At 44.4% G+C, this 22,971-nt stretch carries 17 protein-coding genes; 16 read left to right on the forward strand and 1 reads right to left on the reverse strand.

What is annotated here, in order from left to right; genetic code table 11:
• Window positions 1-72 precede the first annotated feature (72 nt).
• The 10 genes from HU823_RS06475 (at window position 73) to HU823_RS06520 (ending at window position 15,190) form a co-directional block, all read left to right on the forward strand.
• On the forward strand, window positions 73-2,205 hold the full coding sequence (locus HU823_RS06475) for a (Fe-S)-binding protein (protein ID WP_197221501.1): 2,133 nt from the start codon (window positions 73-75) through the stop codon (window positions 2,203-2,205).
• A 156-nt stretch (window positions 2,206-2,361) separates the two neighbouring features.
• On the forward strand, window positions 2,362-3,546 hold the full coding sequence (locus tag HU823_RS06480) for an acetyl-CoA C-acetyltransferase (protein WP_197221502.1): 1,185 nt from the start codon (window positions 2,362-2,364) through the stop codon (window positions 3,544-3,546).
• A 15-nt stretch (window positions 3,547-3,561) separates the two neighbouring features.
• Entirely contained in the window at window positions 3,562-4,416 is an 855-nt protein-coding gene (locus tag HU823_RS06485) for a 3-hydroxybutyryl-CoA dehydrogenase (RefSeq protein WP_144696853.1), read from the forward strand.
• A 182-nt stretch (window positions 4,417-4,598) separates the two neighbouring features.
• A complete protein-coding gene (locus HU823_RS06490) occupies window positions 4,599-5,738 on the forward strand; it encodes an acyl-CoA dehydrogenase (RefSeq protein ID WP_197221503.1) in 1,140 nt (379 codons plus the stop codon).
• Window positions 5,739-5,753: 15 nt separating this feature from the next.
• The gene (locus HU823_RS06495) at window positions 5,754-6,896 is read left to right on the forward strand and encodes an acyl-CoA dehydrogenase (protein ID WP_197221504.1); all 1,143 of its coding nucleotides are present in this window, start codon (window positions 5,754-5,756) and stop codon (window positions 6,894-6,896) included.
• A gap of 231 nt (window positions 6,897-7,127) precedes the next feature.
• Entirely contained in the window at window positions 7,128-8,084 is a 957-nt protein-coding gene (gene meaB / locus HU823_RS06500) for a methylmalonyl Co-A mutase-associated GTPase MeaB (protein WP_144696857.1), read from the forward strand.
• Between the two features lie 10 nt (window positions 8,085-8,094).
• Entirely contained in the window at window positions 8,095-8,718 is a 624-nt protein-coding gene (locus HU823_RS06505; protein ID WP_197221505.1) for a TetR/AcrR family transcriptional regulator, read from the forward strand.
• Between the two features lie 15 nt (window positions 8,719-8,733).
• The gene (gene icmF, locus HU823_RS06510; protein ID WP_197221988.1) at window positions 8,734-11,997 is read left to right on the forward strand and encodes a fused isobutyryl-CoA mutase/GTPase IcmF; all 3,264 of its coding nucleotides are present in this window, start codon (window positions 8,734-8,736) and stop codon (window positions 11,995-11,997) included.
• Between the two features lie 634 nt (window positions 11,998-12,631).
• Window positions 12,632-13,150 carry a DNA-directed RNA polymerase subunit delta gene (rpoE, locus tag HU823_RS06515; protein ID WP_144703173.1) on the forward strand — a complete coding sequence of 173 codons (519 nt, stop codon included), beginning with the start codon at window positions 12,632-12,634 and terminating at the stop codon, window positions 13,148-13,150.
• Between the two features lie 438 nt (window positions 13,151-13,588).
• Window positions 13,589-15,190, forward strand: a complete 1,602-nt coding sequence (locus HU823_RS06520) for a CTP synthase (RefSeq protein WP_144696861.1) — start codon at window positions 13,589-13,591, stop codon at window positions 15,188-15,190.
• Between the two features lie 207 nt (window positions 15,191-15,397).
• On the opposite strand, the gene HU823_RS06525 is transcribed toward HU823_RS06520, so the two are convergent.
• Window positions 15,398-15,937: a DUF2529 family protein gene (locus tag HU823_RS06525; RefSeq protein ID WP_197221506.1), complete on the reverse strand. Its 540-nt coding sequence runs from the start codon at window positions 15,935-15,937 to the stop codon at window positions 15,398-15,400.
• A gap of 167 nt (window positions 15,938-16,104) precedes the next feature.
• On the opposite strand from HU823_RS06525, the gene HU823_RS06530 reads away from it, so the two are divergent.
• The 6 genes from HU823_RS06530 (at window position 16,105) to rho (ending at window position 22,887) form a co-directional block, all read left to right on the forward strand.
• On the forward strand, window positions 16,105-16,485 hold the full coding sequence (locus tag HU823_RS06530; RefSeq protein WP_171005594.1) for a response regulator: 381 nt from the start codon (window positions 16,105-16,107) through the stop codon (window positions 16,483-16,485).
• 249 nt (window positions 16,486-16,734) lie between these two features.
• Window positions 16,735-17,598 (forward strand): class II fructose-1,6-bisphosphate aldolase, encoded by an 864-nt coding sequence (gene fba, locus HU823_RS06535; RefSeq protein WP_066399034.1) that lies wholly within the window; start codon window positions 16,735-16,737, stop codon window positions 17,596-17,598.
• A 198-nt stretch (window positions 17,599-17,796) separates the two neighbouring features.
• On the forward strand, window positions 17,797-18,447 hold the full coding sequence (fsa, locus tag HU823_RS06540; RefSeq protein ID WP_197221507.1) for a fructose-6-phosphate aldolase: 651 nt from the start codon (window positions 17,797-17,799) through the stop codon (window positions 18,445-18,447).
• Between the two features lie 482 nt (window positions 18,448-18,929).
• Window positions 18,930-20,222, forward strand: coding sequence for a UDP-N-acetylglucosamine 1-carboxyvinyltransferase (locus HU823_RS06545; protein WP_137791147.1), 1,293 nt, complete (start codon window positions 18,930-18,932; stop codon window positions 20,220-20,222).
• A gap of 83 nt (window positions 20,223-20,305) precedes the next feature.
• Window positions 20,306-21,274: a class II fructose-bisphosphatase gene (glpX, locus tag HU823_RS06550; protein ID WP_066244703.1), complete on the forward strand. Its 969-nt coding sequence runs from the start codon at window positions 20,306-20,308 to the stop codon at window positions 21,272-21,274.
• 326 nt (window positions 21,275-21,600) lie between these two features.
• Window positions 21,601-22,887 carry a transcription termination factor Rho gene (gene rho, locus HU823_RS06555; RefSeq protein ID WP_144696865.1) on the forward strand — a complete coding sequence of 429 codons (1,287 nt, stop codon included), beginning with the start codon at window positions 21,601-21,603 and terminating at the stop codon, window positions 22,885-22,887.
• The last annotated feature ends 84 nt before the right edge of the window (window positions 22,888-22,971 follow it).

Consider the following 22,971-nt stretch of genomic DNA (forward strand, 5'->3'; position numbering starts at 1 on the left):
AAATTAATTTCATTTAGAATTATTAAAAGAGAAAGAATTAGGGAATAGCAGCATTGGAAGGGAGAGAAAGCGATGGACGGCTTAATGGTAGCAAACTGGCTTGCATTTCTTTTTGTAACCGCTTACGCACTGTTTTTATTTGCTTATGTTGTAAAAACAAGATTTGAATTCATCAAGCTCGGTAAGAAAGTAGAGTTTGATCATACGGTTCAAGAACGAATTAAAGCAGTCTTAGTGAATGTATTTGGTCAAAAGAAGCTGTTGAAAGACAAGAAGAGTGGAATTATCCATATCATGTTCTTTTATGGATTCATTCTCGTTCAGTTCGGAGCGATCGATTTTATATGGAAGGGACTTGCACCTGGATCGCATCTGCCTTTAGGCCCGCTTTATCCAGGCTTCACGTTTTTCCAAGAAATCGTAACGACGATGATCATGATCGCAGTCGTTTGGGCTTTTTATAGAAGATATGTTGAAAAGCTTGTTCGACTGAAGCGTGGATTTAAATCTGGACTGGTTCTTCTGTTTATCGGCGGCTTGATGCTTTCCGTATTAGTTGGGAACGGTGCAGAGATTATCTGGCATGATCTACCATACGAGTGGACGGCGCCTATCGCGTCCGTAATCGCAATGGCTCTTGGTTTCTTAGGGAAAACGGGTGCTGCAGTCGTATTCTTTATCTCATGGTGGATTCACTTATTATTCTTATTAACGTTCTTAGTGTATGTTCCGCAATCCAAGCATGCTCACTTGATCGCAGGTCCACTAAACGTTTGGCTTGGCCGCAAAGATAAAGTAGGAAAGCTTTCTTCGATCAATTTTGAAGACGAGACACAAGAAGTTTTCGGTGTGAATAAAATTGAAGACTTTAATCAAAAGCAGCTTGTTGATCTATATGCATGTGTAGAGTGTGGGCGTTGTACGAATGTGTGTCCGGCAACAGGTACTGGTAAGATGCTATCACCGATGGATATGATCGTTAAACTGCGTGATCATCTAACGGTAAAAGGAGCAGCGGTAACCTCACGCACACCTTGGATGCCAGCTTTTGCTTTCTCGAACACAACAGGCAACCAGATCGCTTTTGAAGCGAGAGGGAAGGGCGCTGAGGAAACAGCTGCAACAACAGACGGATCATCTGCACTTGCTTATGATGTTGAGATGATCGGTGAAGTCATGACAGAAGAAGAGATCTGGGCATGTACAACTTGCCGTAACTGTGAGGATCAGTGTCCGGTTATGAACGAACACGTTGATAAGATCATCGACATGCGCCGATACCTCGTTCTTACTGAAGGTAAGATGGATGCAGAAGCGCAGCGTGCGATCAAAAATATCGAGAAGCAAGGAAATCCTTGGGGAATCTCGAAAAAGGAACGCGAGAACTGGCGCGAGCTGAAAGAAGATATCGTGGTTCCGACTGTAAAAGAAAAAGAAAAAGCGGGTGAGGAATTCGAGTACCTGTTCTGGGTAAGTTCGATGGGTGCTTATGACAACCGTTCACAAAAAATCGCACTTTCTTTAGCGAAGATCATGAACGAAGCAGGAATCACGTTTGCGATCTTAGGAAACAAAGAAAAGAACTCTGGTGATACGCCTCGTCGTCTTGGAAACGAGTTTTTATTCCAAGAGATGGCGAACGCGAACATTGAGTTATTCCAAAAGCATAATGTTAAGAAGATCATCACGATCGATCCGCATGCGTATAACACGTTCAAAAACGAATATCCAGAGTTTGGTCTAGAAGCTGAAGTGTATCACCATACAGAGCTTTTAGCAGACTGGATTAAAGAAGGAAGAATCAAGCCGAAGTTTGAGGTGAATGAAACGATCACGTATCACGATTCTTGTTACCTCGGCCGCTATAACGAAGTATATGAACCACCACGTGATATCTTAAAGGCAATTCCAGGAGTGAAGGTCGTTGAGATGGATCGCAACCGTCAGAACGGAATGTGCTGTGGAGCGGGTGGCGGAATGATGTGGATGGAAGAAAAAGCAGGATCTCGTGTGAACGTTGCGCGTACAGAACAAGCTCTTGCTGTAAATCCAACAATGATTGGAAGCGGATGTCCGTATTGCTTAACGATGTTGAGTGACGGAACGAAGGCAAAAGAAGTAGAAGAGCAAGTTCAAACACTAGATGTTGTTGAAATCCTTGAAAAATCAATGTTTGGCTCACAGAAACAAGAAGTTCTTCAGTAGTTTTCGAGCATGTAAATAAGCTGCCTGGCATTTTAGCTGGCAGCTTCATGCTTGGAAGTTGGTCGACTGAGCGTTCGCTCGGATCGTCTTTAAACACAATTGTAAGCGTTAACATAACTTTCGCAGTTCTACCATACGAATCGGGAGGTTTTTCATATGACAAAATCAGTAATCGTCAGTGGTGTACGGACACCTGTAGGGAAATTTGGTGGCGGATTAAGTTCTCTTACAGCGTCAGATCTTGGCGGAATCGCGATTAAAGAAGCGCTTCAACGAGCAAATGTTGCTCCAGACGCGGTGGATGAAGTCATTTTAGGCTGTGTTCTTCAAGGTGGCCAAGGGCAGATTCCTTCACGCCAAGCGGCTGAAAAAGCAGGATTACCTTGGAAGACGAAAACAGAAACGATCAACAAAGTATGTGCGTCAGGTCTTCGTGCGATCACAATGGCAGATCAGATCATCCGTGCGGGTGACGAAGAAGTCATCGTAGCAGGTGGAATGGAATCGATGAGCAACGCACCTTACATTTTACCGAAAGCGCGCTGGGGTCTTCGTATGGGAGATAGCTCAGTAAAAGATCTCATGGTTCATGATGGACTAACGTGTACGTTTACAGGTGTTCACATGGGGATCTACGGAAATGACGTAGCCAAAGAGATGGAAATCTCACGCGCGCGCCAAGATGAGTGGGCGTACCGCAGTCATAGCCGTGCTATCGATTCGATTGAAAAAGGAATTTTTGCAGAAGAGATCGTTCCTGTAGAAGTACCTCAACGAAAAGGTGAGCCGATTGTTGTGTCCCAAGATGAATCACCTCGTAAAGATACGTCTGTTGAATCTCTCGCAAAATTAAGACCAGTATTTTCTCAAGATGGAACGATTACAGCAGGAAACGCACCAGGCGTAAACGATGGTGCAGCGGCAGTAGTCGTGATGAGTGAAGAGCGTGCTAAACAAGAGGGCAAAGAAGTGATGGCTACAATTCTTGGTCACACAGCACTTGCTGTTGAAGCAAAGGATTTTCCGAAAACGCCAGGTCTTGTCATCAATGAGTTGTTAAAGAAAACAGGAAAATCGCTCGAAGACATTGATCTTTTTGAAATTAACGAAGCATTCGCAGCAGTTGCGTTAGCGAGTTCTGAACTTGCGGGATTAGATCTTGAAAAAGTGAACGTGAACGGTGGAGCAGTCGCGTTAGGTCACCCGATTGGGGCGAGCGGCACGCGCATCGTACTAACATTGATCCACGAGTTAAAAAGACGCGGAGGCGGACTTGGTATCGCTTCGATCTGTTCAGGCGGCGGGCAAGGTGACGCGATCTTAGTAGAAGTGAAGAAATAAGGAGGAGCAATATTCATGAGCATTCAAAACATTATGGTGATCGGTGCAGGACAGATGGGTTCTGGAATCGCGCAAGTTTGTGCGCAAGCGGGCTATTCTGTTGTTCTGCATGATATGCAAGAAGAGTTCGTACAAAAAGGAATCGGAATCATCTCTAAAAACTTAAACCGCTCCGTGGAAAAAGGACGTCTGGATGAAAGCGAGAAAGAATCCATTCTATCCCGCATCACAGCTTCTGTTTCTCTAGAGAACGCGTCAAATGCAGATCTAGTGATCGAAGCGGTCGTAGAGAACATGGACGTGAAAACACAGCTCTTTAAGATGCTGGACCAATACGCGCCAGCTCATACGATCTTAGCATCAAACACATCTTCACTTCCAATCACAGAGATTGCGGCTGCAACGAACCGACCTGAAAAAGTAATCGGCATGCACTTCATGAATCCGGTTCCTGTTATGAAACTCGTAGAGATCATCCGTGGACTTCAAACAGCGGATGACGTGTACGAGACGATCGAATCTGTATCCAAGAAGTTGCAGAAAGTTCCTGTAGAAGTGAACGACTTCCCAGGATTCATCTCCAACCGCATCCTTATGCCGATGATCAACGAAGCGATCTTCTCGGTGTATGAAGGTGTGGCAACCCCTGAAGCGGTCGATGAGATTATGAAACTCGGGATGAACCATCCGATGGGGCCGTTAACGCTAGCAGACTTTATCGGGCTCGACACATGTCTCTACATCATGGAGACGCTGCATGAAGGCTTCGGTGATGACAAGTATCGTCCGTGCCCGCTTTTAAGAAAGTACGTAAAAGCCGGCTGGCTCGGCAAGAAGTCAGGCAGAGGCTTCTACAACTACGGGGTCTGACCCCACACAAAGACAAAAATTCCAATTTTGTCTTTGTGGAAGAGACAGCAACCAAAAATAAATCAAAGAAAAACAAACAGAAAAACAGACAGAGAAACAGCAAGCAAAGAAAGAACAATAGAGAGAAATCACGGAGAGAGACTACAAGAGTCGGCATTTCACTATAGGAATGGGGAGAGACCATGAACCTCGTATTTACTGAAGAACAAAAGATGATGCAAAAGATGGTACGGGATTTTGCGCAGAAAGAGATAGCACCGGCCATCGAGCATATGGAAGAGACAGAAGAGTTTCCGCGTCATCTGATCACGAAGATGGCAGAGCTCGGACTGATGGGAATACCGATTCCAGAAGAATACGGTGGAGCAGGAATGGATTTTACGTCCTACATCATCGCGATCAATGAGTTATCAAAAGTGAGCGCGACAATCGGCGTAATTTTATCCGTCCATACGAGTGTCGGAACGAATCCGATACTTTATTTTGGGAATGAAGAACAAAAGAGAAAATACATTCCTAAGTTAGCGAGTGGAGAGTTCCTTGGTGCGTTCGGACTAACAGAGCCGAGTTCAGGTTCTGATGCAGCAAGCTTAAAGACGAGAGCGGTTAAAAAGGGCGATCATTACATCTTGAACGGCTCTAAGATTTTTATCACAAACGCAGGAGAAGCAGATGTGTACATCGTTTTTGCTTCAACAGCACCTGATAAAGGAAGCTACGGAATCTCGGCCTTCATCGTAGATAAAGATACACCAGGTTTTTCAGTAGGAAAGAAAGAGAAAAAAATGGGGTTGAACGGATCGAACACGTGCGAGATCGTTTTTGAAGATGCACGTGTACCTGCTGAAAATCTTCTAGGTAAAGAAGGCGAAGGCTTTAAGATCGCGATGAGTAACCTCGATGTGGGCAGGATCGGAATCGCGGCTCAATCCCTTGGTATCGCAGAAGCTGCCTTAGAATATGCAACGAATTATGCAAAAGAAAGAAAACAGTTTGGTAAGCCGATCGGAGCTAATCAAGGGCTAGGCTTTAAGCTGGCGGACATGGCGACAGAGGTTGAAGCCGCAAAACTTTTAACCTATCGTGCAGCTGATCTGAAGACAAACAATCTATCATGCGGAAAAGAAGCTTCGATGGCAAAGTTGTTTGCTTCGGAAACCGCGATGAAGTCAGCGATTGAGGCTGTGCAAGTGTACGGAGGGTACGGCTATACAAAAGAGTACCCGGTAGAAAGACTGTTCCGAGACGCGAAGGTTTGTCAGATCTATGAGGGAACAAGTGAGATTCAACGTATGGTGTTAAGCAAACATTTACTAGGATAAGAGGGAGAGATAGAAATGCAATTTTTGTTATCTGAAGAACATGAAATGATCCGCAAGATGGTGCGTGATTTTGCTAAAAATGAAGTAGAACCTACAGCAGCAGAACGTGACGAAGAGGAGCGTTTTGACCGAGCTATTTTTGATCAGATGGGTGAGCTTGGCCTTTGCGGAATTCCTTGGCCAGAAGAGTACGGCGGAATCGGCGGAGACTACCTAGGTTATGTGATCGCAGTTGAAGAACTATCCCGTGTTTGTGCGTCAGTCGGTGTAACGCTATCTGCTCACACCTCTCTTGCCGGATGGCCGATCTTCAAGTTTGGTAATGAGGAGCAAAAGCAAAAGTTCCTTCGCCCGATGGCAGAAGGTAAAAAAATCGGAGCATATGGCTTAACTGAACCGGGATCAGGATCAGATGCAGGAAACATGAAAACAACAGCGAAAAAAGACGGCGATGACTATATCATCAACGGCTCAAAGATTTTCATCACGAACGCTGGAGACGCGGAAATCTATGTTGTGTTCGCGCGTACGGATATCGAAGCAGGATCAAGAGGAGTTTCGGCGTTCATCGTAGAAAAAGGAACACCAGGCTTTTCTTTCGGTAAAAAAGAAAAGAAACTCGGGATTCGTTCATCACCAACGTTAGAGATCATTTTTGAAGATTGCCGTGTGCCAGCTGAAAACCTTCTAGGTAAAGAAGGAGAAGGCTTTAAGATTGCGATGATGACGCTTGACGGCGGACGTAACGGAATCGCAGCTCAAGCAGTAGGAATCGCTCAAGGAGCACTCGATGCTTCAGTAAACTATGCAAAGGACCGCAAACAGTTTGGTAAGCCGATCGGGGTAAACCAAGGGATCGGGTTCAAACTTGCAGATATGGCAACAAAAGTGGAAGCGGCTCGTCTATTAACCTATCAAGCAGCTTGGAGAGAATCGGAAGGTCTTCCATACGGAAAAGAGTCCGCGATGTCAAAGCTATTTGCTGGAGATATCGCAATGGAAGTAACGACAGACGCAGTTCAAGTATTCGGTGGATACGGCTATACGAAAGAATATCCCGTGGAACGTTATATGCGTGACGCAAAAATTACGCAGATCTACGAAGGTACACAAGAGATTCAACGTCTTGTTATTTCTAAGATGCTTTTGAAAGATTAATTTGTGGGTTGTGAGAGGTTGATCTGCGCTCCAGGTTGCTCGCTTTCCGCGGGGCAGGCGGTGAGCCACTTGCCGCTTTGCGCCATTAAGTGTCTCACCTGACCGCCAGTCCCGCAGGAGTCTCGCACCTTGCACTCCAATCAACTTTTCAATGTAGAAAAACCCAAGGCACAAATCTTTTAGAGATTAACCTTTACAAATAACAGTTACTGAAATATTTAGGAGGAAACCATGCATCCATTAGCACAGCGCATCCAGCAAAAAGAGGAACGTGCTCTCGCGAAAGCGATCACGCTTGCCGAGAACAACGGTGAAGACAAACTCGAGCTTTTAAAGAGCATCTACCCGCAGCAAAAAGGCGCTCATTGGATCGGCATCACCGGTTCACCAGGTGCCGGGAAAAGCTCGCTCGTCAATCGTCTCATCTCTTTTTTGCGTAAAAAGAAGATGACTGTTGCAGTTGTTGCCGTTGATCCGACGAGTCCGTTCAGCGGAGGCTCTATCCTTGGGGACCGCGTTAGGATGGCTGACCATTTTACAGACCCTGGCGTGTTCATCAGAAGCATGGGGACGCGCGGCAGTCTTGGTGGTCTTTCCCGGTCAACAAAAGAAACGGTGCGGTTGATGGATGCTTATGGTTTTGATGTGATTTTAATAGAGACAGTAGGAGTCGGACAATCAGAACTCGACATTATGAAGCTAGCAGATTCGGTTGCAGTTGTATTGAACCCAGGCAGCGGAGATGTTGTGCAAGTGTTTAAAGCCGGAATCATGGAGATCGCTGATCTGTTCGTTGTGAACAAAGCGGATATGCCAGGCGTTCCGAAGCTTCTTGCTGAGATCGAAGCGATGCTTGACCTGGTGAAGCACGACAGCCCGTACCGCCCGCCAGTCGTTCAGACGATTTCTACTGAAAATAAAGGTTTACAAGAATTATGGGAATCTCTTCTAACGCACCGTGAATATTTAGAGAAGAGCGGAGAAGGTAAGGAAAGAAAGCTTTCTAACCTGAAGCGTGAGGTGATGGAAGTGGTTCAGCATGAAATCTATCAGCAAGTTTGGAAACAAGAACAGAAAAATGGGTTCTCCTGGCTGGCCGACTTAGAATCAGGTACCACAGACCCTTATACAGCTGCAGAAGAGATCTTATCAAAACGATTGCAGCCGGCTGACGGGAAACAGAAATGAGGGAGGCCAATTGGGTAAGAAAGAAGTGCCGTCGCTCGTAAAAGATGAAAAGCTGATTCAGAGACGACGGGAAGAGATGGTGAAAGCGGCGGTCTCTCTATTTAAAGAGAATGGGTTCCACCGCACGACAACCCGGGAGATCGCCAAAGCTTCTGGTTTCAGCATCGGCACACTCTACGAGTATATCCGGTCAAAAGAAGATATTCTCTATCTCGTCTGCGACAGCATCTATGACGGGGTAAAGCTGAGGCTGCAGCAGGATATCAATGGGGAAGACAGTGGCATTCAAGGTGTTGAACGTGCAATCTCTGCTTATTTTAAAGTGATGGACGACATGCAGGATGAGGTGCTCGTCATGTATCAAGAAGCAAAGTCGCTCTCTCATGAAGCTCTTCCGTATGTGCTCAAAAAAGAGCTGGAGATGACGGCGATCTTTGAAGAACTGCTTTTTAAAGTAGTAAAGCAAGGTGAACTGCATTTAAGCGAAAACGAGATTCCGGCAGCGGCTCACAATATTGTGATCCTCGGACAGATGTGGACGTTCAGACGCTGGGCGCTGCAGAAGATCTATACATTAGAAGAATATACACAGTTACAGCTTCAGCAATTGTTGTACGGCATAAAAGGAGCATAAGAAAGGATGAATGAAATGACTCAGACCGATATTTACCGGCCGAAGAATCCGGTTCGATTTGTAACCGCTTCCAGTCTTTTTGATGGTCACGATGCGTCGATTAACATCATGCGAAGAATCATTCAGTCGAACGGCTGTGAGGTCATCCACCTCGGACACAACCGTTCTGTAGATGAAGTGGTGAGTGCAGCCATTCAAGAGGACGTCCAAGGAATCGCGATCTCTTCTTATCAAGGCGGGCACGTTGAGTATTTTAAATACATGATCGATCTATTAAAAGAACGCGGTGCAGGACATATCAAAGTCTTTGGCGGAGGCGGGGGCGTTATTATCCCGCCTGAGATCAAGGAGCTGCATGCTTATGGGGTTACACGCATCTTTTCACCGGAAGATGGAAGGTTGCTAGGGCTTCAAGGCATGATCAATAAGATGGTAGAAGAGTGTGATTTTCCGACGGTTACCTCTTTAACAGATGAGATCGAAAAAGTAGTAGAAAAAGACGTTCGTTCTGTTTCGCGTTTGATCACATTAGCTGAAAACGTGAAGCAAGCACCAGAAGAAATCGCAGCAACGGCTGAACAGACGTTAAATGAATTGAAAAGTCTGCAAAAACAAGTGCCGGTTCTAGGAATCACGGGAACAGGTGGAGCGGGGAAAAGTTCATTAACTGATGAGCTCGTTCGACGCTTCTTAAACGAATGTGAAGACAAGACGATCGCGATCATCTCGATCGATCCGACAAAACAAAAGACTGGCGGAGCGCTTTTAGGTGACAGAATCCGTATGAATGCGATCTATCATCCGCGTGTGTACATGCGTTCACTTGCTACGCGTGGTTCACGTTCTGAGCTGTCTGATGCGATCAAGGATGCGATCGCAGTAACAAAAGCAGCTGGATTTGATCTGATCGTTGTTGAGACGAGCGGAATCGGCCAAGGGGACGCTGGAATCTCAGAGATCTCTGATGCTTCTCTATACGTGATGACGAGTGAGTTTGGTGCACCATCACAATTAGAGAAAATCGACATGATCGATTATGCAGATATTATCGCGATCAACAAGTTCGAGCGCAAAGGCTCTGAAGATGCGCTTCGTGATGTGAAGAAGCAATATCAGCGTTCTCGCAACTGGTTTGATAGAGACTTAGATGAAATGCCTGTTTACGGAACGATCGCGAGCCAGTTTAACGATGCGGGCACGAACGTCCTTTTTTATCACCTGATGAAAGTAATTGAAGAGAAGTCAGGTATGGATTGGGGCATCCAGCCTGCAGCGGAGGCGATGACCGCGAAAAAGAACGTCATCATTCCAGGTGAACGTGCTCAGTACTTGAATGAGATCGCACAAACTGTTCGTAAATACCATGAAACGGTAAACGAACAGGCGAAACTTGCTCGCAAGTCGTTCCAGATTCAAGGGACGCTTGAGACGGTAAAAGAATACGATGCAGCAGGTGAAGAAGTAGAGGCGAGTTTAAACAAAGCGCTTGAAAAAGTAGAAGAAAAACTTTTACCGACTACTTCAAAAATGCTGAAACAGTGGCCAGAGCTAAAAGAAATGTACAGCAAAAAAGAATTCGTAACGAAGATTCGTGATAAAGAAATCGTGACCGAGCTGACGACGAAAAGTCTTTCTGGTCTTGATATTCCAAAGGTTGCTCTTCCGAAGTTTGAAGACTGGGGGGACATCGTAAAGTGGATCATGAAAGAAAATGTGCCAGGTTCGTTCCCGTACACAGCGGGTGTGTTTCCTTTTAAACGTAAAGGTGAAGATCCGAAGCGTCAGTTCGCTGGAGAAGGAACGCCTGAACGTACGAACCGCCGATTCCACTATCTATCAAAAGATGACGATGCGAAGCGCTTGAGTACAGCGTTTGACTCGGTAACTCTTTACGGAGAAGACCCGAATCATCGACCGGACATCTACGGAAAAGTTGGGGAGAGCGGTGTGAGCATCTGTACGCTAAACGACATGAAGAAGCTGTATGACGGCTTTGATCTGATCGCTCCTTCTACATCTGTTTCGATGACGATCAACGGTCCAGCACCGATCATTCTCGCCATGTTCATGAACACGGCGATCGATCAGCAAGTGAAGATCTTTGCGGATACGAACGGCAGACAGCCGAATGAAACAGAGTATGACGAGATTAAGGCTAAGACGCTTGCCTCAGTTCGTGGAACGGTTCAAGCAGACATCTTAAAAGAAGATCAAGGTCAGAACACATGTATCTTCTCTACAGAATTCGCGCTTCGTATGATGGGAGATATTCAGCAGTACTTTATCGATCATCAAGTGCGCAACTATTATTCAGTTTCGATCTCTGGCTACCATATCGCAGAAGCTGGTGCGAACCCGATCACACAGCTCGCGTTTACACTCGCGAACGGGTTCACGTATGTGGAATATTACTTGAGCCGTGGAATGGATATTAACGCATTCGCGCCAAACTTATCGTTCTTCTTCTCAAACGGACTTGATCCAGAATATAGCGTAATCGGTCGTGTCGCTCGCCGAATCTGGGCAACGGTTATGCGAGATAAATACAAAGCGAACGAGCGCAGCCAGAAGCTGAAGTACCACATTCAAACATCTGGACGTTCACTTCACGCACAAGAGATTGATTTTAACGATATCCGAACGACGCTTCAAGCGTTGATGGCCCTTTATGATAACTGTAACTCGCTTCACACGAATTCGTATGACGAAGCGATCACAACACCCACAGAAGAATCCGTTCGCCGCGCGATGGCGATTCAGATGATCATTACAAAAGAGCTTGGTTTGGCTCGTAATGAGAACTCGCTTCAAGGCTCGTTCATCATCGAAGAGTTAACCGATCTCGTAGAAGAGATGGTACTTCAAGAGTTCGAGCGCATGAACACAAGAGGCGGCGTGCTTGGTGCGATGGAAACACAGTATCAGCGCGGAAAGATTCAAGAAGAATCGATGTATTATGAAATGAAAAAGCATGACGGGTCTCTACCGATCATCGGAGTGAACACATACCTCAATCCGAACACACCGTCAGAAGAAGAGTTCAATATGCAGCTCGCACGTGCGACAAAGGACGAAAAAGAACAGCAGATCCAGAATCTGAACACGTTCCAAGAGTCAAGCAAAGACAAAGCTGGTGAAGCTCTTAAACGTCTCAAAAATGTTGCCTTATCCGGCGGAAACATATTCGACGAGCTCATGCATACCGTAAAATTTGCAAGTCTCGGTCAGATCACAAGTGCACTTTATGAAGTAGGCGGGAAGTATAGAAGAAACATGTAGTGTGAGAAAGAAGAGAGCCGCCAGTTTTAGCGGTTCTCTTTTCTTTGGGAGAGTGTTAAGAGAGTTCATTTCCGCTCTTTGTTCTATTTATAACATTCATGAAAGGTTAGAATAACTCCCATAGAAAGATCTCTTGAAATTTAGTTCGTTTAGAAGGTTTTTGTTTTTAGTTTTCTTATATTCCTCCTATGCAAGTTGATTGGAGCAGAAGGTTGCGAGACTCCTGCGGGACAGGTGGGCAGTTCGAAAAGTGGAAGTGGCTCGTTCGGCCCCGACAAGCAAAAGGTGAATGGGGCAGGAAGACGCACTTTGCCTTCTTGACCATTTAACTTTTGACCTCGAGGGGCTAGCCACTGCAACTAAACAGGTGAGACACTTAAGGGCGCGAAGCGGCAAGTGGCTCACCGCCTGCCCCGCGGAAAGCGAGCAACCTGGAGCGGAAATCAACCACTTTCAAGAGCATCGAAGCTCAACCTTACACCTTTTATAAAACCTTTTATGGAAAAAAGATAGATTACTACTGGCATATACGCATGGGATTTGTTTATAATGAAGAGTATGATTCTTCTAAAGAATGAGCACAATGTGTTGATATAAATGAGTGTGGAGAAGGAAAGGAAGTGCCGATGTGGCTATGTTGAACACGTACACGAAAGAACAAGTCGTTGAAATGTCAATGGTCGAAATCGCATTTGAAATTTTGCAAAATGCTAAGCAACCTGTTCAATTCTATGATTTAGTTAAACAGATCGCTGAAATCAAAGGTTTGTCTAAAACTGCTGTGGAAAACCGAATTGCGTATTTTTACACAGATATGAATATTGACGGCCGATTCGTTTCATTAGGCGATAATAAATGGGGATTAAAAACGTGGTACCCAGTTGAAAGCTCTGAAGAGGAACTTGGTGCAACGAACAAACCAACAAAACGTAAAAAAGCGTCTGAAGATGACTATGACTTTGAAGAGGACTTCGATGATGAAGACTTTGATGAGTTAGAAGTGGAAGATGAGTTCGTTGATGAAGACGATGATCTTTCTGACGACGATGACGATGATGACGATGAAGATGAAGAATTAGAGTTCGATGAAGAAGATGAAGACTTCGACGAAGAAGACGAAGATGAAGAAGCAGATGAGGAAGAAGATCTGTAAGACTCATCGTGAGTCGAGAAAACCAGTGCCCTTGGCGCTGGTTTTTGTTTTTTAGAGTGAAACTCGTGGACTACTAGCCAAAACTTTTGGATTCATGCTCAAATCATGTGGATTCACGCCAAAAACATGCGGATTGGCGAGGCCGAGCTGCCATTTCACAAGCTTGTCACATGAATAAATGGTTTATCACAGATCATCTTGACATGAGCTCTATACTCGGGTAATATTCTTTTTGGGCTATTCCTGTATCTTTTATTAAAAAGACTAATTTTATATGATATCAAAAGCAAAAGTGCCCCCTAACCATAGGGGAAGTGTCTTTTGCTTTTTATTTTTTTACGGATGAGACTGTGTAGACTTACACAGATACCTCTCCCGATAGTAGAAAAAGCGTTAAACGCACATACTTATTTTAGAAAATTTAGGGGGATTGAAAACATGGCAAAATATATTTTTGTTACAGGCGGTGTAGTTTCTTCTTTAGGAAAAGGAATCACTGCAGCATCATTAGGCCGTTTATTAAAAAACCGCGGAGTAAAAGTGACTACGCAAAAATTCGATCCTTACATCAACGTGGATCCAGGGACGATGAGCCCTTATCAGCATGGTGAAGTTTTCGTAACGGATGATGGTGCGGAAACGGACTTAGACTTAGGTCACTATGAGCGTTTTATCGACATTAACTTAAATAAATACAGCTCAGTAACGACTGGGAAAATTTATTCTACTGTTCTTAGAAAAGAGCGTCGCGGTGAATATCTTGGCGGAACAGTTCAAGTTATCCCGCATATCACGAACGAGATCAAAGAGCGTGTTTTCCGTGCTGGCCGTGAAACGAACGCAGATGTCGTGATTACAGAAATCGGCGGAACAGTTGGGGACATCGAGAGCTTGCCGTTCCTAGAAGCAATCCGTCAGATCAAAAGTGATGTAGGTTCTGAAAACGTAATGTATATCCACTGTACACTGATTCCTTATATTCGTGCAGCGGGTGAACTGAAGACGAAGCCGACACAACACAGTGTTAAAGAGCTACGCAGTCTTGGTATTCAGCCGAACATCATCGTAGTTCGTACGGAGATGCCAGTTCCTCAAGAAATGAAAGATAAGATCGGTCTATTCTGCGACATCGATCCTAAAGCGGTTATCGAAGCGAGAGATGCAGATACGCTTTACCAAGTGCCGATTGATCTTCAAGAGCAGAAGATGGACGAGCTTGTTTGTAAACACCTTAAGCTTGAAACGCACGAGCCGGATATGGCGGAGTGGAAAGAACTGATCAACCGTGTAACGAACTTAAAAGGAAAAGCGAAGATCGCATTAGTCGGAAAATATGTAGCGCTACAAGATGCTTATATTTCTGTTGTTGAAGCGCTTCGTCATGCTGGTTATCAATTTGATACAGATATCGAGATCGACTGGATCAACTCTGAGAACGTGACTGCTGAAAACGTGCACGAACTTCTTCAAGATGCTGATGGTATCTTAGTTCCTGGCGGATTCGGTGACAGAGGGGTAGAAGGTAAGATTCTAGCTACTCAGTATGCGCGTGAGAACAAAGTTCCTTTCTTAGGAATCTGTCTTGGTATGCAGCTTGCTTCCGTAGAGTTTGCTCGTAACGTCCTCGGACTTGATGGTGCACACTCTGCAGAACTTATGCCTGGCACACCGTTCCCGGTTATCGATCTGCTTCCTGAACAAAAGGACATCGAGGACCTCGGCGGAACACTTCGTCTTGGACTTTATCCGTGTAAGATTAAAGAAGATACAAAAGCGTTCGCTGCTTATAACGATGAAGTTGTTTACGAAAGACACCGTCACCGTTATGAGTTCAACAACGAATACCGTGAACAGATGGAAAAAGCAGGGTTCATCTTCTCAGGAACATCTCCGGATGGACGCCTTGTTGAGATCATCGAGTTAGAAGATCACCCGTGGTTTGTTGCGTCACAGTTCCACCCAGAATTCACATCACGACCAACACGCCCGCAAGCACTATTCCGCGACTTTATCGGTGCGGTAACACAATTGAAGAACTAATCATGGCCGGTAGCTTCACTTTCTGAGTGGGAGCTGCTGGTTTTTTTGAAATTATGTGATCTTTGTCTATTTTTATGTAATGAGCTCTGATTTTTATGTGATGGATGCCGATTTTTATGTGATTAACTATGCTTTTTATGTGATTAAGTTTTTATGGCGACTAGAAATACATAATTTTAAAAGCCTGGCAGACAGCCAGGCTTCATGTTATTCATCATATTCTTCTAAAATCTCTTCCGTTGTTAAAAATAAGGCGTAATACGCGAATAAAGCGGTCAATCCAGATGGAAAACCGAGTCGTGAGCCATCATCCAGCGGTACTAATCCGCGAACGGCCTTCGTATCGATCACGATATCGGCTAATTCCTCCACATTCACAACCATTTCAGCATCTTTTCGTCGTCCGCCGATCAAAATGACGTTGCAATCAACATTTTTACGTAATTTTGAACAAAGTGCTACAGCTTTTTCGTCATCTAAGAAGCGCGAAGCCACTACTACACTATCGACCGGCAGCAGCTCAGATAACAATTCATCTGAAAAATCAGCCCCGGCGCGGAATTTATTCTCTCCATATAGTGCTTCACTCACAACGGCTTCCATTTCGCCGAATCCCTTAAAATATACAGTTCCTTCTGATAAAACGGTCTGCGCCAGCAAACGTGAAGCTTCTTCAAGCGACTGTTCTTCTTTATCTGAGATGGATTTTAGCAACCCTGCAACTTGTGTTGAAAATATTTTTAACATGAAAAAGAACTCCTTACTTTTTTTCAAATCATCGTGTTTTTGTTTATGAATTTAGTATACTTAATTTAACAATACAAATCATCGGGAACAGCAGGAATTGGTATCCTCTGTCTCGAATGGTATAGGGACAAAATGGTTTTGTAAAGAAACTCTAGATGAGGTGAGCAATAATGAGCGGGAAAATTTTAATTGTAGACGATCAGTATGGCATCAGAATTCTTTTGAACGAAATCTTTCAAAAAGAAGGTTATAAGACGTATCAGGCAGCGAACGGTGTACAAGCTCTTTCGATTGTGGAGAAGGACCGCCCTGATCTTGTCATTTTAGATATGAAGATTCCTGGAATGGATGGCTTAGAGATCCTTCGTCGTGTAAAGAAACATGATGAGACGATTCAAGTGATCATCATGACCGCTTATGGTGAGTTGGACATGATTCATGAGGCTATGAAGCTGGGAGCTATCACTCATTTTGCAAAACCTTTTGATATTGATGAGATTCGCGCAGCTGTTAGGAAAGAACTTCCATTAAACACGCCATCATCATAAAAGATTAAGAAATGCTGGTGTGTCGCCAATGATAGCGGTTACACCCGAAAAACGTTGATGTGTTGCGGTTTTCAGGCGATATTGGTATGCTATACTAGAATGAAATATGAGCATAATGAAATGTTTAGCAAGACGCCATGAAAGGTAAACTAAAGTGGCTTCTTTTTGCTGTGTATGCGCATTTCAGCAAATATACTATACAAAAATGTAGTTGGTCTGCTCGTGCCAATATCTAAGGAGGACATTACTATGCCTTTAGTTTCAATGAAAGAAATGCTTGAAAAAGCAAAAGCGGAAAATTATGCAGTTGGTCAATTTAACTTGAACAACCTTGAGTTCACTCAAGCGATCCTTAAGGCTGCACAAGAAGAGAAATCTCCAGTAATTCTTGGTGTTTCTGAAGGTGCTGCTCGTTATATGGGCGGATTCAAGCTTGTAGTTGCTATGGTTAAAGCGCTTATCGAAGAGTACAAAGTAACTGTACCTGTAGCGATCCACCTTGACCACGGTTCTAGCTACCAAAAGTGTGCTGAAGCGATTCATGCAGGTTTCACATCTGTAATGATCGACGGATCTCACCACCCGTTAGAAGAGAATATCGCTCTTACTAAAAAAGTGGTTGAACTTGCTCACTTCCACGGTGTTTCTGTTGAAGCAGAACTTGGCCGTATCGGTGGACAAGAAGACGATCTAGTTGTTGAAGATGCAGATGCAGCTTACGCGATTCCTTCTGAGTGTGATCAACTTGTTCGTGAGACTGGTGTTGACTGCTTCGCGCCTGCACTAGGATCTGTTCACGGACCTTACAAAGGTGAGCCGAACTTAGGATTCGACCGCATGAAAGAAGTTATGGAACTAACTGGTGTACCTCTTGTACTTCACGGTGGTACTGGTATCCCAACAAAAGATATCCAAAAAGCAATTTCTTTAGGAACTGCTAAAATCAACGTAAACACAGAAAACCAAATTGCTTCTCACAAAGCTGTTAAAGAATACATCGGATCTAACCCAGACAAATATGATCCACGCAGCTATTTAACTGCTGCTCGTGATGCGATCCAAGCTACTGTAGCTGGAAAAATGCGTGAGTTTGGTTCTTCTAACAAAGCTTAATATAACCTTTCTCATGAAACCGCCTATACATCATAGGCGGTTTCATTTACACTATAAGAGTGCAAAAACGCGAACCACGTATAGATAATAAAAGAATGACACGAAGTTTTGTAAGCGTAATCCTTCGTGTATGAAGACGAACATGTTATAAAAGAATATAAAAGATAGACATACTCAAAAAAACAGGAGTGATTATTTTTGAAATTCTTTATTGATACTGCAAACATTGATGATATTAAAGAAGCCTATGACCTGGGCATTTTATCTGGAGTAACGACGAACCCTTCTTTAGTCGCTAAAGAAAAAGGCGTAGATTTTCATGGAAGATTAAAGGAAATCACGAGCCTTGTACCGGGTTCTGTTAGTGCTGAGGTGATCGGAACTTCTTATGAAGAAATGGTTTCAGAAGGTCGCGAACTAGCTAAGATCGCACCGAATATTACAGTAAAAGTTCCAATGACACTGGACGGATTAAAAGCGGTAAAAACGTTCTCTGATGAAAATATTAAAACAAACGTAACGCTTATTTTTAATGCAAACCAAGCATTGCTTGCAGCTCGTGCAGGTGCAACGTATGTATCACCTTTCTTAGGTCGTTTAGATGATATCGGCCAAGATGGTTTGGAGCTTATCTCACAAGTGGCACAAATTTTTGCGATTCATGAGATCCCAACAGAGATCATCGCAGCATCGATCCGCCACCCTGTTCACGTAACAGAAGCGGCATTACGAGGCGCACACATCGCAACAATTCCACCAAACGTAATCAAAGGACTAGTTAAGCACCCACTAACAGATCAAGGAATCGAGAAATTCCTAGCTGACTGGGACGCTGCAAACAGGAAGTAATTGCAAATAACACTTTTGGAAGTGGTTGATTTCCATTTCAGATGCTCGCTTTCCGTGGGGCAGGCCGTGAGCCACATTCGGCTTAAGTGTCTCACTTGCCCGCCTGTCCCACAGGAGTCTCGCATCTTACACTCCAATCAACAGTCATAGAAGGCGAGATTTGAAAGTACTATCTTTTAGAAAAAGAGTGTCCTTATTAAAAGTTCTTAGCTTCTTCATTGCAAGTTGATTGTAGCGGAAGGTTGCCGACTCCTATGGGACGAGCCATCAGGTGGAGACTCCTAAAGGCGCAACGCGGCAGGAGGCTCACCGTTCGCCCCATGGAAAGCGTGCAACCTGGAGCGGAAATCAACTACTCTCAAACGAGGTACCTGAAACACACAAATTTTTATACATGAAAAGAAAATATTGGTAAATAATAGTACTATCTAAAAAGGTAACACAATCACAACTTTTGTGACTCTTACTGAAAGGAGTTTACCATGGAAAAACTGATGATTGAAGGGGGCTATCCTCTAGAAGGAACGGTCCATATAAGCGGAGCAAAAAATAGTGCGGTGGCTTTGATCCCCGCAACGATATTAGCAGAATCTACCGTTACCATTGAAGGTTTGCCTAACATATCAGACGTTCGTATTCTACGTGATCTGTTAGAGGAAATCGGAGGGGAAGCTTACCTGGATGAGAATCAGACTCTAACGGTTAACCCTGAAAAAATGATTGCGATGCCACTGCCGAGCGGAAAAGTGAAAAAGCTGCGTGCTTCTTACTATTTGATGGGTGCGATGCTTGGCCGTTTCAAAAAAGCGGTCATCGGATTGCCAGGAGGCTGTAATCTAGGACCACGTCCGATCGATCAGCACATTAAAGGATTTGAAGCGTTAGGCGCAAAAGTGACGAACGAGCAAGGGGCGATCTATCTTCGCGCGGACGAGCTCGTTGGTGCACGAATCTACTTGGACGTTGTTAGTGTTGGTGCGACCATCAACATCATGCTCGCAGCAGTAAGAGCAAAAGGTCAAACGATCATTGAAAACGCTGCTAAAGAACCTGAGATCATTGATGTGGCTACCCTTTTAACAAGCATGGGTGCGAAGATCAAAGGAGCAGGAACGGATGTTATTCGTATTGATGGTGTCGATGAGATGCACGGCTGCCGTCACTCGATCATTCCTGACCGCATTGAGGCAGGAACGTACATGATTTTAGCAGCATCAATGGGTCAGCAAGTATTGCTAGATAATGTGATTCCTCTACACTTAGAATCTCTCATCGCTAAATTGAGAGAGATGGGTGTATATATTGAAACAAAAGATGATCAAGTGCTCGTTTATCGAGGAAAAGATCCACTGAAGAGCGTTGACATCAAAACGCTCGTCTATCCAGGGTTTCCGACGGATCTTCAGCAGCCGTTCACTTCACTTTTAACAAGCTCAGAAGGAACGAGCATCGTAACAGATACGATCTACAGCGCACGTTTTAAACATATCGACGAACTTCGTCGTATGGGAGCGAATGTGAAAGTAGAAGGACGTTCTGCTATAATAAATGGGCCAGCGAAACTTGAAGGCGCAAAAGTGAAAGCTTCTGACCTTCGTGCTGGAGCGGCGCTAGTTGTAGCGGGTCTGATGGCTGAAGGAGTTACAGAGATCTCTGGACTTGAGCACATCGATCGCGGCTATGAATCTTTAGTTGATAAGTTAAAAGGACTTGGCGCTAAAGTTTGGCGTGAGAGCTTAGGTGCAGAAGAGATGGAAGAGCTTAAGAATTCATAAGTTAAAACGAGAAATCACCATCACCTGGTGATTTTTCTTCAGGATAATTATGTAAGCGGTTAAAGTATGGGGAGGGAACAAACATGGAGAGAAGTTTATCGATGGAGCTTGTTCGTGTAACAGAAGCGGCAGCTCTTGCATCAGCACGTTGGATGGGAAGAGGAAAGAAAGACGAAGCGGATGATGCAGCCACAACTGCGATGCGTAACGTTTTTGATACGGTTCCGATGAAAGGGACAGTTGTGATCGGTGAAGGCGAGATGGATGAAGCTCCTATGCTTTATATCGGAGAAAAACTAGGGACAGGCTATGGTCCTCGCGTAGATGTTGCAGTCGATCCGTTAGAAGGAACGAACATCGTTGCATCCGGAACGTGGAACGCCTTGGCTGTTTTAGCGATCGCAGACCACGGAAACCTTCTTCACGCACCAGACATGTACATGGACAAGATCGCCGTTGGGCGTGAGAGTGTAGGGAAGATCGACATCAACGCACCTGTTATTGATAACCTACGAGCAGTAGCAGAAGCGAAGAATAAAAATATCGAAGACTTGGTAGCGGTAATCCTAGACCGACCACGTCACGAGCAGATCATCCAAGATATCCGCGAAGCGGGTGCGCGTATCAAGCTTATTTCAGATGGTGATGTAGCAGCAGCGATCAATACGGCGTTTGATGATACAGGCGTAGATATTTTATTCGGTTCAGGAGGAGCTCCTGAAGGTGTAATCGCAGCTGTTGCGTTAAAATGCCTTGGTGGAGAGCTTCAAGGAAAGCTTCTTCCACAAAACGACGAAGAATTAGAACGTTGCAAACGCATGGGTATCGACGACGTTAATCGTGTATTATACATGGACGACCTTGTAAAAGGGGACGACGCGATCTTTGCTGCGACAGGCGTTACAGACGGTGAGCTTTTAAAAGGAGTACGTTTTGACGGGTCGACGGGTACAACGCAATCTGTTGTTATGCGTGCGAAGTCAGGAACCGTACGATTTATCGATGGAAGACACAGCTTGAAGAAGAAACCAGATCTTGTGATCAAACCATAAATAACGAGTGAGGCCGGACAACTTCGTCCGGTCTTTCCGTTACAATTACATGAATTAATCTCGATTTCAGTTGCAAAAGCTCAGCATGTGTTGTAAATTCTCGTTAGAAGTCATTACTTCTGAGTTTCTGTTGCTTGATTAAAGAACGAATATGTGGTTAAAATAAGAAGTATGATTCATTAGGTTAATATTTTCTTCATACCCACTAATACCCTTAACTTTCAAAGGAACTCCTTCCATTAAAAAACCAAAACCAAACCAACATAAAAAATCCCATTTAAATCATAAACAAAAGATAGTTATTAATAGAAAAGCGTGGTGTCACTATGGGGATAGATTTAGCAACATTAGAGACAAAGAAATTAAAAGAGCTTTATGAGCTTGCCAAACAATATAATATTCAGTATTACGGTAAATTAACAAAGCGTGAATTGATGTTTTCGATTTTGAAAGCACAAGCAGAGCTTGATGGTTATTCCTTTATGGAAGGCGTATTAGAGATCATCCCGAACGAAGGATTCGGCTTCTTACGTCCGATCAACTATTCACCAAGTTCTCAAGATATCTACATCTCAGCTTCACAAATCCGTCGATTCGATCTAAGAAACGGAGATAAAGTATCAGGAAAAGTTCGTCCGCCAAAGGAAAACGAACGTTATTATGGACTTTTACAAGTGAATGCGGTTAATGGTGAGGACCCGGAAACGGCAAAGGAACGCGTGCATTTCCCTGCACTGACGGCTCTTTATCCGGAGAAGAAAATGGTTATGGAGACAACGAGCAACAACATTTCAACGCGTATCATCGACATGATGGCGCCAGTTGGTTTTGGTCAGCGTGGTCTGATCGTCGCTCCTCCAAAAGCGGGTAAGACAAGCTTACTGAAGGAAATCGCACACAGTGTGACAACGAACAACCCGCAAGTAGAACTGATCGTCTTGCTTATCGATGAGCGTCCTGAGGAAGTAACCGATATCGAGCGTTCTGTAAAAGGAGACGTTGTAAGCTCAACGTTTGATGAAGTACCAGAAAACCATATTAAAGTAGCAGAGCTCGTATTAGAGCGTGCCATGCGACTTGTAGAGCACAAAAAGGATGTTGTGATCCTGCTTGATAGCATCACTCGTCTGGCTCGTGCTTACAACCTTGTCATTCCGCCAAGCGGACGTACACTATCTGGCGGTATCGATCCTGCCGCGTTCCACCGTCCGAAGCGTTTCTTCGGTGCGGCTCGTAACATCGAAGAAGGCGGAAGCTTAACGATTTTAGCAACAGCACTCGTGGATACGGGATCTCGTATGGATGATGTTATCTACGAGGAGTTCAAAGGAACAGGAAACATGGAGCTTCACTTAGACCGCAAGCTGGCTGAGCGCCGTATTTTCCCTGCGATCGACATTCGCCGTTCAGGAACGAGAAAAGAAGAGATGCTTATCGCGAAAGATCATCTTGAGGCACTTTGGTCAATCCGTAAAACGATGGATGACTCGTTCGATTTCGTAGACAAGTTCATGAAACGCATGCGTAAAACAGAGAATAACGAAGAGTTTTTCGAGCTTTTTGAAAGTGAAAAAAAGGGAGCGCCAAAGCGAGCTAAACCCGTAACAAACTAACGAAAAAGTATGGTTGCAAATGGGTTTTGTCCCTGTTATACTATTTTTATGTGTTTATAACTCTGTCTCCGCATAGGAAACAGG

This window comes from Fictibacillus sp. 18YEL24, from assembly GCF_015903855.1.
Classification (GTDB): Bacteria; Bacillota; Bacilli; order Bacillales; family Fictibacillaceae; genus Fictibacillus; species Fictibacillus phosphorivorans_C.

Bases quoted from the DNA above. Each gene is read 5' to 3' on its own strand.
- HU823_RS06520 (WP_144696861.1), top strand. From the start codon at position 13,589: ATGGCAAAATATATTTTTGTTACAGGCGGTGTAGTTTCTTCTTTAGGA.
- rpoE (WP_144703173.1), top strand. From the start codon at position 12,632: ATGTTGAACACGTACACGAAAGAACAAGTCGTTGAAATGTCAATGGTC.
- rho (WP_144696865.1), top strand. From the start codon at position 21,601: ATGGGGATAGATTTAGCAACATTAGAGACAAAGAAATTAAAAGAGCTT.
- HU823_RS06480 (WP_197221502.1), top strand. From the start codon at position 2,362: ATGACAAAATCAGTAATCGTCAGTGGTGTACGGACACCTGTAGGGAAA.
- glpX (WP_066244703.1), top strand. From the start codon at position 20,306: ATGGAGAGAAGTTTATCGATGGAGCTTGTTCGTGTAACAGAAGCGGCA.
- HU823_RS06525 (WP_197221506.1), bottom strand. From the start codon at position 15,937: ATGTTAAAAATATTTTCAACACAAGTTGCAGGGTTGCTAAAATCCATC.
- meaB (WP_144696857.1), top strand. From the start codon at position 7,128: ATGCATCCATTAGCACAGCGCATCCAGCAAAAAGAGGAACGTGCTCTC.
- fba (WP_066399034.1), top strand. From the start codon at position 16,735: ATGCCTTTAGTTTCAATGAAAGAAATGCTTGAAAAAGCAAAAGCGGAA.
- icmF (WP_197221988.1), top strand. From the start codon at position 8,734: ATGACTCAGACCGATATTTACCGGCCGAAGAATCCGGTTCGATTTGTA.
- HU823_RS06485 (WP_144696853.1), top strand. From the start codon at position 3,562: ATGAGCATTCAAAACATTATGGTGATCGGTGCAGGACAGATGGGTTCT.
- HU823_RS06490 (WP_197221503.1), top strand. From the start codon at position 4,599: ATGAACCTCGTATTTACTGAAGAACAAAAGATGATGCAAAAGATGGTA.
- HU823_RS06545 (WP_137791147.1), top strand. From the start codon at position 18,930: ATGGAAAAACTGATGATTGAAGGGGGCTATCCTCTAGAAGGAACGGTC.
- HU823_RS06475 (WP_197221501.1), top strand. From the start codon at position 73: ATGGACGGCTTAATGGTAGCAAACTGGCTTGCATTTCTTTTTGTAACC.
- HU823_RS06495 (WP_197221504.1), top strand. From the start codon at position 5,754: ATGCAATTTTTGTTATCTGAAGAACATGAAATGATCCGCAAGATGGTG.